This is a genomic window from Streptomyces sp. NPDC042002, assembly GCF_055588305.1.
This window is the reverse complement of the sequence record NZ_JBVJCT010000063.1, coordinates 15,123-28,043: the sequence shown is the minus strand read 5'-3', so window position 1 is coordinate 28,043 and position 12,921 is coordinate 15,123. Positions and strand designations below refer to the sequence as shown.

Sequence of the window (12,921 nt, the reverse complement as noted above, 5' to 3'; positions counted from 1 at the left end):
GGAGCCACCCCGGCCGACATCCGGCCGTCCTTGGGCACCGACACATCGTCGATCACCCACGCTGCCGGACCGATGAGCGGCAGCATCCGCTCGACGATCCGGCGCTGCACCGGCACGGGATCCCAGGTGGACTGGTTCACGAACTGCTGCAGGTTCTGCTCGTTGCCGTCCGGTAATCGCGAGGCCATGGCCTGGATCGACTTGCGACGTCCGTCCAGCATCAGTCCGCGCAGATAGCAGTCGCCCTTGGCCCGCTGGTCCTTCCGCGGCACCGACGCGAACACATCAGCCACATACAACGCCAACATCGCCCGAACACGGTTCACTTCATGTGCGTCCACACATCCAACATGCTCGTGATCAGCCTCGACCGAAAGACCTAACGGAGTCCTACTAGGCCGTGTCTGATAATGATCACGCTGCGGCGGCTTCTCTTTGTGGAGTCCGCTGGCTGCCTGTGAGAAGGTCCAGCATGTGATCAGTCAGGATGGTGCCCTGGTCCGCGAGCTTGTACTCGTGGAAGGCGTTCGCTGGGCGGACGTTGTGCGTGTCCATCGCGAAGCACTTCATGTGCTGCGTTCGAGCATCGACGCAGCCCACATCGACGCCTACAGCGGTGACTTCTGGCCGCCCGAGGTCCTGGACTCGTATGAGCGTGCCTTGTCATTGGCTCGGGAGGAGGTCGTGCGCGGTAACCGCTCCAGGCGCTCCGATCTTGGGATGGGCATCGACATTGATGTCCGAGACGACGGGCAGTTCGAAGTGCTGTCGGACTTGGCTCCTTACACGATCAACGCCGAAGGCTGGCGGGACGGTCGGCAGGTCTTCAGTGCCAGCGACTCGGGAACCGCCCTGTGGATTGAGGTCACGCAGGAACAGGAAGCGGCACTTCTGTCCCGACTGGATCTGCTGGGGATCCCATCTGGTGTGCTCACCGTCCTGGTATCCGGACGCTAAGCGCCTGCCGACCCGGGCTCACGGAGCCATAGGATCAGCGAGGCAAGGCGGAGTCCGGCCTGGTAGCGGTCCGCGAGCTTGTCGAACCGGGTCGCTACCGCGCGGAACTGCTTGAGCCGATTGAAGCACCTCTCGACAACGTTGCGGTGCTTGTACGCTTCCGCGTCGAAGGCGGGTGGCCGGCCGCCCTGGGAGCCTCGACGCAGCCGGTTGGCGACCTGGTCAGAGCGTTCAGGGATCGTAACGGCGATGCCATGACGCCTGCACCAGGCGCGGATCGCCCGGGACGAATAGGCCTTGTCCGCCAGGACCCGGTCCGGGCGGGTGCGTGGCCGTCCCCGCCCGGACCGCGGGACACGGACAGCGTCGAGTACCGCCTCGAACACGGTGGAGTCGTTGACGTTGCCGGGTGTGAGCACGAGCGACAGCGGCAGGCCGCGACCGTCGACCGCCAGGTGAACCTTGGTGGTCAGCCCGCCCCGGGACCGACCGAGGGCCTGCCGTGCCGCCGAGCGTTCCGGATTTTCCAGTTTGTCCCCGTCGGCCTCCCCTTTTTGCGGGCGCCGGCCGCATGTTGATGGGCGCGGTTGATCGTGGAGTCCACCGAAACCGTCCACTCCACCGTGCCCACCGCGTCATCACGGACCTGAACGTGCTCCAGCAACTTCGCCCAGGTGCCGTCCGCATCCCAGCGGGCGAACCGCTCATAGACCGTCTGCCACGGCCCATACCGCTCCGGCAGATCACGCCACGGCGCACCCGTCCGCAGTCGCCAGAGCACCCCATTGACGACCTGCCGGTGATCCCGCCATGGGCGCCCACACCCGTCTGCGCCCGGAAGGAGCGGCTCTATCCGCTCCCACGCCGTATCCGTCAGCTCGCCTCGACCCGTCACAAGATCATTATCAGACACGGCCTAGCCTTGTCCAGGCCGTCCTGACCCTGCATCTGGCGAGCTCAGACCGATGATGGAAAGGCTCACTGCATCGTTGTGACGAGCTCTTTGCTGAAGTCCTCGCAGAGCGCGAGCCACTCGCGACCCGTGGACGTGTCAGGCAGCCCTGCGGAATCGGGGAGAACCCCGAGAGCACCCTAATGCTGGATTCCTCAAACGACGTACACATATCGGCGCCGTAGTAGGCGGGTTGGCGGCGTGCGTCTGCCCCAGATCCAGGGGTTGGCCCGGGAGTTGAGCTGGTTGGTCGCAAGAGTAGTGGCGTATTCGATGTCGTCGGGGTTGGCGAATGACCGGCTGGCGAGGGCGGCCTTTCGGAAGATGCGCCACCAGCCTTCCTGCAGGTTGAGCCGGCATGCGCCGACGGATGAATGCGTAGTGGATGCGGGGATGGTCCTCGAGCCAGGTCGGGGTGGACAGACTGTTGCGGCTGGACAGGTTGTCGGTGACGATCCAGATTTCCCCGTCCGGGTTGGCGTCCTCGACCTGTTGCAGGAACTGCTGGTAGAAGACGCTGTTGCGGGAGGAAGCGGTCATGGTGACAGCCTGGCCGTCGGCGGGTCGCAGGCCGCCGTAGATCCAGGTTTTCTCCGGTCCGCGGCTGTAGTCGAGTTCCGCCTTGATCCGGTGCCAGTCGGGTGACCAGGCGGGTGCGGGCGGGAAGGTTCGGGGGATCACCGGTCCCAGCTCGTCGGCGCAGAGCACCGTCGCACCGTCGGGCGGGTGGGTGTAGAGGCCGATGATCCTTGTCCTTTTGGGACGAAGTCCGGGTCCTTTGACCGCATCCAGGACCGGGTGCGGCGCCAGCGGACACCCTCGGCGAGAAGGATGCGTCTGACCTGTGAGCGGCCCACCACGATGCCTTCGGCCCGTGCTGCCGCGGCCAGGGAATCCAGCGTCCACTCGGCCGGTCCGGACTCATCGAGGCCCACAGCTCCCCGACGGGCTCCCACCTCAGCCGCCCCGGCGGCACGGTCCTGACCAGGAAGATGATCCGAGATCGTTCCGCTTCGGTGATCCGTCGCTTGCGGCCCTGCCCACCCAGATCATTCAGTCCTTGCACGCCCAAGCGGTTGAAGCGGTGCAGCCAACAGCGGACCGTTTTCTGGCTGAAGCCCAGCTCCACGCTGATCGCCGGCACCCGCAGCCCCGACCAGCTCAGCTCAATCATCCGGGCCCGCATCACTGCATCGCGCGGCGCCTTCCGTGCCCGCGACAACCGGCGAACGACCCTCCGCTCGTCCTCGTCACGGCCCCGGCCGTGCCCGTAAAACCATCGCCCAGCACCCGCCCCCGAGCACCCTCAACTACCCCGCCACCAGGACATATATCCAACGAAAGAGGAATCCAGCACTAGCCATCGAGGACAGACTGGGCTGCCTCAGCCCGGGTCCGGCGCCGGAGTGTCGTCGGATGCCGTACTGGTCCCTGAGCGCCCGGACGGTGGGCTGGCAGGCTTTGGTGGTGCGATCCGGGCGGTCACGGTACGGGTGTCCTCTAGGTCTCGAACGTCGCCGAATTCGCGCTCAACACGCTTGCGGCGGCGGAAGGGCCAGATACTTCGCATCGCAGCTTTTCCTCGTTGTCGGGGAGGGATTAGGGGTGCAGCCATTCGACGATGTCACCCTCCTTGAGTGACACCCAAACCCCAGCAGTCGCATTCACCTGCTCGCCGATCGTGCCGTCCGAGGCGATGTGGTGCTGGTCCTCGATAAAGATGTCTCGTGGCTCGGGGTAGGTACTGACGAACGATTTGGTGGCGAACCAGCCGCCGACCCATGTTCCGTCGCCGAGCCTGATCCGCACCCATCGGCCTTCCAGTCGGCCAGCGACCTGGTCCCACGCCGTCGGCACGGGCGAGTTCGTGGTGCTTCGAGTCGGGACCCGGATCGAGAACCAGCCCATCACACTCGCCTGACGCCAGTGTGGCTCTCCGTGCCGGAGATAGGCCAGCACTGCTGGTACGAGCAGGCCAAGACAGAGAATGGTGAGAGCTGCGAGGCGAGGCTGGGCCCGCAGGGTGTCAGTGCCTCCGTTGACCCAGCTGATCGCCATGTTACCGAGCGCCAGCAGGTACACGATGTCGAGGAGGATGCTGACAAGGATCGCCTGCAGGACCCGGGGCGTCCAGCTGAGGTCGTGGGGGCGGCTACCGGAGACGGTCGCCCGGACTACGCCGTAGACGATGCCGGGCAGGACCAGCACCAGGAAGATGGCCACGGCGTACGCGGTCGTGGGGATGGTCATCGGGGTCCTTCGTCGGACGCTCGATTCGCGCTGTCGAGCCCGTCGGCCCAGTGGCGCAACTCGTTGACCGCAGTACCGAGGTCGACAGGCAGTTGCTCACCGGGCCCGGGGAAGTTCTGATCGATATCGGCGAGCATCTCGTGGACGATGCTGGTGCCTTCGCCCGTCCGGTGCAGCGCGATGAGACTGCGGGCGAGTTGGACTTGGAGGCGCACTAGGTCCGTCCTCCACCAAGAGACGTCCGAGCCATGCTCGCGAAGCGTGGTGATCGCGTCACGCAGGCACTCGATCGCACCGCCCGCAGCCCCCGCAGCATTGATGACATCGGCGGCATCGGCCAAGGCAATCGCAGCGAAAGGCCGGAACGATCTGACGTTGGTCGGGAGCAGTTCGGAGTAGAGCCTCGTAGCACGTTTCCCCATCTCCAGCATGTGACGCACGTGATGGGGATCGAGGTCCCGGCGGGTCAGCCCCGTCATGGACAGATGGGTGCAGTACGCGGCGAGCGCGGCCCGGCCTCGCACGGGCTCGCGTTCGATGGCCTCTTCAAGCCGATTGAGCACCTCGATGGTTGGCGCAGCGCCCATCACCGTCTCCGTGCTCTCGACCATACGGGCTGCCAGTTCGTGGACGGTTTCCCGTACCGTTGACCACTTACTGGCATGCCGGTCGAGGTCGTACGCCACGACGAGAGCGTCGACGGCCTTGGAAGTCAGTCCGGAACGATGTGCCTTCGCCCCTAACTGGATGATCAGTCGCCTCCACTCCAGCAGATTTTCCGGGGTGTGCTGGCGTCGTCGGTCGTCCGCCACCCTCCTCAGTGTGGCGTCGAACCAAAAGCTGCGAAACGCCCAGCGCAGGCTCGCTGGACGAAGGTGGGCTGCCCAGTTGGTGGGCTGACCGGTCCGCAGTCGCGCGCCGAGGGCGGCGCACGATATGAATGCCAGGCACACGAGCATTGCGCATCCGCCGAGTTGCGCAAATTCGGCGAAACCAAGTTGAAGGCCTCCGCCTCGCATCGGCGGCAACCGGTGCCAGTCCAAGGTCGGCCATTGCCACTGGGGGTATAGCAGGGGCATCAGCACGTTGGGCATCGTTGACAGCCCCGCCTCGAGGCTTGCCAGCCCGCTGAGCCAAGTGACCAACCCGGCTAGTGGCGCGACGGGGTGTTCAACCGTGACGAGGAACCAATTGGGTACCGAATGCAGGCGCCGGAGTGCGGTAGCCCAGTGCGCCGCTCCGGCGATTTCGGCGCCCGCCAGGCCCATGAACAGCAACGCCCTCAGTGTTTCCGGCAAGCCAGTATGGCGCAGTATCGAACCTGTCATGAGAATCCCGACAGCGGTCAGCACAGCGAGCCCGAACATCGGCCACGAGAGTACGGCGAAGTAGCGCTGAGTTTTTTCGAGGAGTCGTCGGGGCTTTTTCCGCTCCGACATCGCGGCGTGGGCCAACAGCTTTCGCACGGTCACATCATGCTGTGACGGGTCGTACATTCTGCGATTTCGTGGAAGCCACCTACGCAGTTGCTTCAGCGTGGCGGCATCGGTGGCCGCCTTCAGCCTTTCGCCGAAATCGTGTGCGCCGATTTCTCCACGGATCTTATTGAGTACTTCCAGCGATTCTTCGATGGCGTACGGTGCAGCGCTCCGACGAGCGACCTTGAAGGCCAGGACTGCAGCGTTCATCGCATCGGCGTACTTGCTATCCCATGCGTAGAGGCTTGCGAGTTTAGCCAGCCCCTCTACCTGAGTCTGATCGTCATTTATTTCCTCGGCGATGTCAATCGCGTCGATAAAAGCAGGCACTGCGGTATCCCATCTTCCAATGTGCGCGTAGGAGTTCGCCATCATCAGGTGGGTGCGGGCCTGGCCGGGCATGTCGTAGTTGTCCCTTTGGAGCTCCAGGGCTCTGGCGTAGTGCCGCTCAGCGTCATCAATCTGCCAATTGTCTGCTGCGAGACTACCCAAGCGCTGAAAAATACCTGCAGCTGCGAACGCGGCCGTCGGATGGGCTCCCGCGATCGACAGGGCTTTCCCATAGGCGGCGTTGGCCTCGTACGCCAGGTTGCGCGCACGGTATAGGTCCCCGATGTCGATGTGCACCAAGCAGGAGGACCGATGGTCCTTTTCGTCCTCATAGCGCGCGAGGGCTCGGCGTAGTTGTGCCTCGGCCTCTGTGTAGTTCTCCTGCTGCAGGTCGGCAAGACCGAGGTACCGGTAGGTGTCGGCTATGCCGTGTGTCGCGCCGAGCGCTTTGCCGCGGTCCCGCTCCTGGCCGAGCAGTTTCTGACCTTCACTCTTATCTCCGTTACGGATGGCGAGGAGGCGGAGCCGCCGCAAGGTCCCAAGGATCTCGGCCTCATCACCGACCCGGCGGAACGTGATGAGGGCCAAGTCAAAGTACCGCTGCGCCTCTGTGTCATCGCCCGCTAGGACGCAAAGGTCCCCGATGCCCCGCTCGATGCGGGCCGCGTCCGCAGGTCTCGAGCGGGCCCAGCCGCGCGCCTCCTTGTAGAGGAAGTGCGCATCCGACCACCAGCCAAGGTCCGCCATCACCCGGCATACCTGGTCGTTGACCAGCAGAGCAACACGCAGTTCGCCGGCCTCCTTCAGGTGGTGGCGCGCCTGCAGCAGTGCGGCGACCGGGCTGCCGGGCTCGTCGTCACGTCGCCAGTAGGCTGCGGCACGCAGGTGCGCGTCGGTGGCATTGGCCGGCCACATCCGTAGCAGGAGACCAGCGACCCAGTGGTCAACGTAATAGCGGTCGTCCGCCCTGGCGACCAGGCCCGCTGCGCAGAGGCGGTCCAGGGCGCTGTCGAGAGGTACAACGGAGTCCAGTGCCTCGAATGCATTGGCTCCGACCGGCTTCCTGAACACCGCTACATCTAGCAGCAGTCGCCAGTCAGCGTCCATGAGGAGATGGGGCAGGTCGGCAGCATCCGCTGCCTCGTCGATGGCAGACTCAATGAGTCGATCCACCGTGCCATTCCCGGACGACACCGACAGCAGCCCCTGACTGGCCCGCATTGCGATCCGCTGGTAAATGCCCGGATGCCCGCCGACCGCCTGCAGTATTTGGGTCTGCGCGTCAGCATTCAGGGTGGACAACCGTCGGGCGAGCAGGCGCGCCTCGACGGGGTGAAGAGGTCCGACTTGATGCCGATGCATTCGAGGGGTACCGGGAAGCGCGAACCGCCGCCGGGTGGTGAGCACCAGCGGCGTCGTTGGCGTGAGCTGGGTCCAGGCACTGAAGAACCAGGCGAGTTGCTCGTCGGCGAGTAGCCAGTCGGCCTCGCCAGGCGCCCCCGGTGGCAGGAGTGCGGCGTCGGGCATATGAGCGAGCAGCAGCACCGGGCCTTGTTGCATCGCCAGCCAGATCGTGTCGAGGTAACGGAACCAAGAGCCGACGCCTAGCCATGGCGCCAGATGCAACGCATCAGCGATGCAGTCAAGGACACCGCCGACACCTCTGTCACAGCGGACACGGACAATCTGCGGTGCTCCGGGGAACCGTTCGGCGAGTGCATTGGCCAGGCTGCGCACCCCGCTGCCGCCGAGACCGTGCAGCATTACGTGCGGCTCCTGTGACTCCAGGACTCGCCCCAACGTACGGAGGTTGGCGCGTCGACCGACGAAGGGGATACGGGCCGTTCGCTGCGGGACCGGCCGCTCGGCGGGCATGTACAGGCGACCGGGATCTGCACGGGCGAACAGTGTCGGCACCCACCATTCCACCTGCGCCCGGCCCGGTGCCGTCTGCCCGGCCTGCTCCCTTGCCTGTTCCAGGTCCTGGCGGGCCCGGGTGAATGCCGTCAGAGGATCGACGGCGGGGTCTGCGGCGAGCAACTGGTAGAACGAGCTGGCGAGTTCGGTCGCATAAAGATCACTTACCGAAGCGGTCATAGCCAGGACGGTCGAAACCCCGTGCCGGATCAATTCCCTGGCCATCCCCCTGAACTCATCTGAGTCCTCGCTACCGGCCTGCATGCCCAACCCCGTAGAGCATGCCGAAAGTACGACGAGGGGTGGTACGCGGCCCGAGGACAGCAAAGAGGCGGCGAAGCAGGCGGTGGATACGTAATCGGGGTAACCCTCGTCGTCCTCTAGCACCAACAACCCGGGTGCGGCGTGAGCCGTCACGTGCAGGACATGGAACGTTCCAGTACGCAACCTCGCTTCGATCGCCGCGAGGGAACCCCACTCCTCTATCCCAAACTCTACTCCCTGACCACCGTGCACCGCGGGGTCGGTCGCGGACAGCAGTCGGTCGACCTCGGCCTCGTAGTCCAACCGCTTCTCGCCGCCGAGTTCAGGGCTGGCGACGACGGCGAGGATCCGCAGGGGCCCGGCAGTCGGCACCGCCACCACCTGATGCCGGGCCGGCAACGCGCGGAACACCTGTACTCGCCCGTCGAGCGCGAACGGCTTCAACTCCCCTGGCGGTACCGTCATCTCCCATGGCAGGCCGGCAAGGTCAGGGTCGTCGACCTCGACCGCGAGCCGCAGCACTACCCCTGCCCGCAGCGCCGCACCGAGGGCGGCACCGGCGTCTCCAGTCAGGAAGAGTTCTCCCAGTCGTCTGCCGAGCCGGTCGAGGGCTGCCACGTATTGTTCGACCGCCTCCTCGGTCGCTGCTGTGCCGCCCGCCCAGCGCCGCGCTTTCGTCACCGCACGCAACTCCGCGTCGATCTGGCCCCGTTCCCTGCCTGGTCGGTGCCGGGCCATCACGCCACAGTGCTCGAATGCCACCTCGTCGACGCGGATGCGCAGCCGCGCGGGAACCCCCATATATGCAGCCTAGAGTCGCAGAGCGTAAGTCGATCCCCCTTTTGCGACAATCGTAGCGAGACCGGGATGACTGATCTTCATGGTCCGTCGCTCCCTGCTGACTAACCCGGGTTCCTGCTGCGGGTCCGCTGATGGCGGCACGCACGCTTTCCTGGCTTGCGCATCCGGTGGGTATTCACGCATAGCTGGCACTTGTGTAGCTCTACGAACCGAAGGGTCTGCTGCACGAACGGGTGACGTCTTGACCTGCCCCACCTCTCAGGTTCCAGTTCTGCTGGCTACTGCTGGATTCCTCAAACGAGGTACACGTATCGGCGTCGTAGGGAGCGGGTTGGCGGTGCTGTTCTGCCCCAGATCCAGGGACTGGCTCGGGAGTTGAGCTGGTTGGTTGCGAGGGTTGTGGCCTGGGCGATGTCGTCGGGGTTGGCGAAGGAGCGGCCGGCGAGGGCGGCCTTGCGGAGGATGCGCCACCAGCCTTCTTGGAGGTTGAGCCAGCACGCGCCGACGGGGATGAAGGCGTGGTGGATACGGGGATGGTCCTCGAGCCAGGTCCGGGTGGACAGGCTGTTGTGGCTGGACAGGTTGTCGGTGACGATCCAGATCTCGCCGTCCGGGTTGGCGTCCTCGACCTGTTGCAGGAACTGCTGGTAGAAGACGCTGTTGCGGGAGGAAGCGGTCATGGTCAGGGCCTGGCCGTCGGCGGGTCGCAGGCCGCCGTAGATCCAGGTTTTCTCCGGTCCGCGGCTGTAGTCGAGTTCCGCCTTGATCCGGTGCCAGTCGGGTGACCAGGCGGGTGCGGGCGGGAAGGTTCGGGGGATCACCGGTCCCAGCTCGTCGGCGCAGAGCACCGTCGCACCGTCGGGCGGGTGGGTGTAGAGGCCGATGATCCTTGTCCTTTTGGGACGAAGTCCGGGTCCTTTGACCGCATCCAGGACCGGGTGCGGCGCCAGCGGACACCCTCGGGGAGAAGGATGCGTCTGACCTGTGAGCGGCCCACCACGATGCCTTCGGCCCGTGCTGCCGCGGCCAGGGAATCCAGCGTCCACTCGGCCGGTCCGGACTCATGGAGGCCCACAGCTCCCCGACGGGCTCCCACCGCAGTCGCCCCGGCGGGACCATCTTGACCAGGGAGATGATCCGGGATCGTTCCTCCTCGGTGATCCGTCGCTTGCGACCCTGCCCACCCAGATCATCCAGTCCCTGCAGGCCCAGACGGTTGAAGCGGTGCAGCCGGCAGCGGACCGTTTTCTGGCTGCAGTCCAGCTCCACCGCGATCGCCGGCACCCGCAGCCCCGACCAGCTCAGCTCGATCATCCGGGCCCGCATCACCACATCTTGAGGAGCCTTCCGTGCCCGCGACAGCCGGCGAACGACGGCCCGCTCGTCCTCATCACGTTCCGGTCGTGCCCATAAAACCATCGCCCAGCACCCGCCCCCGAGCACCCGCAACTACCCCGCCACCAGGACATATACCCAGCCAAAGAGGAATCCAGCACTAATAGGACTCCGTTAGGTCTGTCTCGATCTCGGGGGCTTGCTGGGCAGGGGCTGATGGCAGGTGGTGCAGATGCCTGTCCAGCACCTCAGTGAGGAAGTTCCATCGTGATTCATGCAGGTCAACGGTCCTGGTGTGATGAGTCGTTGGGGTGCTCGCGCAGCTCATCACGGTGATCATTGGGGGGAGATCATCGGTCACCGAGCCACCTGGTGGTGCGTCAGCACCAGAAGAGCCCGCACCAACGCCGTCGCGTGCCGCGGATGCATGCGCACCTTGGTCAGGAGAGAACTGGTTGCAGGGCAGTAGTCGCCGGAGCCGCTCTCCGATAACGTACCGACCAGACGGTACGGCTAGGTGTGCCCCACGCGCCGTCGTGTGCTCGATGAACAGCAACGTTTCATCCGCCACAGGACGGAGAGCCCCTCATGACGCAGAACACGGACCGCGACAGCCTGGCCCTCGCGCGCCAGACCTGGAGAACTCTCGAGCCCTACCATGGGGCTGTCTACTTCTCGCCCGAAGCCGCAGGCCAGTACGCCGAGTTGGGCGTGGACGCCAGGACGGGGTACTTCGCGTCCCGCTCCGCCGCGCTCGGCGCCGCTCCGGCGGATCTGGTCATCGCCACGTTCTACAACTTCAATCCCCAACTGGTGCGCCGAGCCATACCCGCGGCATGGGAAGCCGCCACGCCGCAGCGGTTCGCCGCCGCCCGGCTCACCGGGATCGATACCACGCTCCGCCGGATCCTCGGCGCGGACGTCTCCTCACCGGCGCTGGCCCGCGCAGCGGAATTGGCCCGTACCGCGGCTGAAGTGACCGTGCGCCATCCACAAGGCCGCCCCCTCTTCGCCGCGCACGCCGCACTGCCGTGGCCGAGCGCACCCCACCTCGTGCTCTGGCACGCGCAGACTCTGCTGCGGGAGTTCCGTGGCGACGGTCACGTGGCGGCACTACTGACTGCCGGACTGAGCGGGCTCGATGCTCTCGTCACGCACGCCGCCACAGGCGACATCGACGCAGGGGTGCTGCGCGACTCGCGGGCATGGACGCCGGAGCAGTGGGGACAGGCCGTGCAGAACCTGCATGAGCGTGGATGGCTCGACGACGGACCCCACCTGACCTTGACCGAGGACGGTACGCGGCGCAGGGCGGAGATCGAGCACACCACCGACAGGCTGGCTGCCCTCCCTTACATCACGCTCGGTCCTGCCGCCTGCGCCGAACTTCGTTCGCTGGTGCGGCCGTTCAGCCTTGCGGTGGCCAAGGAGCTCCTGCCGTGGGCAGTCGACCGCCTCAGCGAAGAGAGCGCATGAGAGAAGAGAGCGAGGTCGGGAATTCTCGACGGCGGGTCCATCTCGACGCCCCCCGAAGCAGCCGAGGTGCTCGCGGCACTGCCCTGGCGCACATCGCCTGGCCTGTGGAGCTGAGGCGCCTCGACCGGCACAGGCTTCTCACCTGACTGGAGTCGCCTCCCTGACCGACCCGCATGCGGTGCGCTCGGGTGTGGACGGACAGGTCGGCGCCATGGGGAAGGCACTGAGGAAGTCTCATCGTGGATCGACAGGTCAACGGCCCTCGTGTGATGGGCGGTTGGGCTGCTCGCGCATGTCACGAGCGTGATCGCGTCGGGGAGATCATCTGCCAGCCCGCTTCGGGTCGTCCTCCTCCGATCTCCTGCACGCTGCGCACTGGTGCCCCTACCGTGCGGGCAGGGTCGCGACGGCGAGCCCGCGAAGGGAGGGGACATGGCCCAGAACCTGATGGTGTGGCTGATAGAGCGCCGGGTGGTGCTGGAAGAACGCGCCGCGCAGCTGCGCAAGCAGTTGGCCGACACCGAGGCCGAAGTGGCCCGGCTCGGGGCCGCCGAGGTCGTCTACCAGCAGTACCAGGAGGAGGATGCCGAGGCCGGGCACCCTGACGCCGCGGCCTGGCAGCAGGCCCTGGAAGAGGCCACCGGCGGCACGCCCGCGGCGCCCCCGCGTCCCGTCGGCACGCCCGGAGCCGCCGGCCAGCTGCTAATTCCCCACCGCGGCCCCGGCACCGGCACGGACGACCTGCCCGCCGACTACCAGAAGATCATGGAGATCGTCGCGGGCGGCGACAGCCCGCTGCAGGCCAAGGACGTGGCCCGCGAGCTGGGATTGGATGCGGCGCCGGCGAAGGTGGAGCCGGTGCGCGGGAAGCTGCGCAAGCTGGCCGAGCGCGGCTGGATCACCCGCACCCCCGCCGGACGCTACCTGCCCCGGTAGCCTGCGGCCGACCTGCCACAACGGCCGATTCCTGCCGCAACGCAAGCGCCCCCGGCGGGTGTTGGCCCATGCGTGAACAAGAACACCAGCCCACCGAGGGCGACACCGGCCTTGTCTACTCCGTCCGCCTGCCGCTGTCCAGCGCGACCGTCAACCGCGTGGCCGGCCTGATCCGCGCCCACCGCAGACAGATCCGCTCCCGGTGGCGCAAGCTCGACGCCGGGC

Annotated in this window: 9 protein-coding genes and 2 pseudogenes; 3 read left to right on the top strand and 8 right to left on the bottom strand. The window is 66.1% G+C overall.

Features of this window, described 5'->3' with window-relative positions; genetic code table 11:
- Positions 1-341 (bottom strand): transposase (locus tag ACZ6KY_RS40945; protein WP_469315334.1); only part of this gene is annotated, 341 nt, incomplete at its 3' end.
- A 133-nt stretch (positions 342-474) separates the two neighbouring features.
- Between ACZ6KY_RS40945 and ACZ6KY_RS40940 the strand changes: the two genes are divergently transcribed.
- Complete coding sequence (locus tag ACZ6KY_RS40940; protein WP_469315333.1) at positions 475-957, top strand: hypothetical protein; 483 nt, start codon at positions 475-477, stop codon at positions 955-957.
- Here ACZ6KY_RS40940 and ACZ6KY_RS40935 read toward each other — a convergent pair.
- The 7 genes and pseudogenes from ACZ6KY_RS40935 to ACZ6KY_RS40905 all read right to left on the bottom strand — a co-directional run.
- Positions 954-1,852, bottom strand: a protein-coding gene (locus ACZ6KY_RS40935) for an IS5 family transposase (RefSeq protein ID WP_469315335.1) whose coding sequence is annotated in 2 segments (ribosomal slippage) — positions 954-1,504 and positions 1,504-1,852 — 900 coding nt in all. Because the reading frame shifts where the segments join, the coding sequence is not laid out codon by codon here. The two genes, ACZ6KY_RS40940 and ACZ6KY_RS40935, sit on opposite strands and share 4 nt — an antisense overlap.
- Before the next feature lie 156 nt (positions 1,853-2,008).
- Complete coding sequence (locus ACZ6KY_RS40930; RefSeq protein WP_469315336.1) at positions 2,009-2,617, bottom strand: transposase; 609 nt, start codon at positions 2,615-2,617, stop codon at positions 2,009-2,011.
- 298 nt (positions 2,618-2,915) lie between these two features.
- A pseudogene (locus tag ACZ6KY_RS40925) lies at positions 2,916-3,083 on the bottom strand (helix-turn-helix domain-containing protein); the annotation flags it as partial.
- Between the two features lie 425 nt (positions 3,084-3,508).
- Positions 3,509-4,159: a DUF6338 family protein gene (locus ACZ6KY_RS40920; protein ID WP_469315332.1), complete on the bottom strand. Its 651-nt coding sequence runs from the start codon at positions 4,157-4,159 to the stop codon at positions 3,509-3,511.
- The gene (locus ACZ6KY_RS40915; RefSeq protein WP_469315331.1) at positions 4,156-8,949 is read right to left on the bottom strand and encodes a CHAT domain-containing protein; all 4,794 of its coding nucleotides are present in this window, start codon (positions 8,947-8,949) and stop codon (positions 4,156-4,158) included. The genes ACZ6KY_RS40920 and ACZ6KY_RS40915 overlap by 4 nt, the downstream gene beginning before the upstream one ends.
- Before the next feature lie 293 nt (positions 8,950-9,242).
- Positions 9,243-9,797 (bottom strand): transposase, encoded by a 555-nt coding sequence (locus tag ACZ6KY_RS40910; RefSeq protein ID WP_469315330.1) that lies wholly within the window; start codon positions 9,795-9,797, stop codon positions 9,243-9,245.
- 388 nt (positions 9,798-10,185) lie between these two features.
- Positions 10,186-10,263 (bottom strand): annotated as a pseudogene (locus ACZ6KY_RS40905) (helix-turn-helix domain-containing protein); the annotation flags it as partial.
- A gap of 609 nt (positions 10,264-10,872) precedes the next feature.
- On the opposite strand from ACZ6KY_RS40905, the gene ACZ6KY_RS40900 reads away from it, so the two are divergent.
- Together ACZ6KY_RS40900 and ACZ6KY_RS40895 are read left to right on the top strand one after the other, a co-directional pair.
- A complete protein-coding gene (locus tag ACZ6KY_RS40900; RefSeq protein ID WP_469315329.1) occupies positions 10,873-11,760 on the top strand; it encodes an SCO6745 family protein in 888 nt (295 codons plus the stop codon).
- A gap of 432 nt (positions 11,761-12,192) precedes the next feature.
- Positions 12,193-12,696 (top strand): hypothetical protein, encoded by a 504-nt coding sequence (locus tag ACZ6KY_RS40895; protein ID WP_469315328.1) that lies wholly within the window; start codon positions 12,193-12,195, stop codon positions 12,694-12,696.
- Positions 12,697-12,921: the final 225 nt, after the last annotated feature.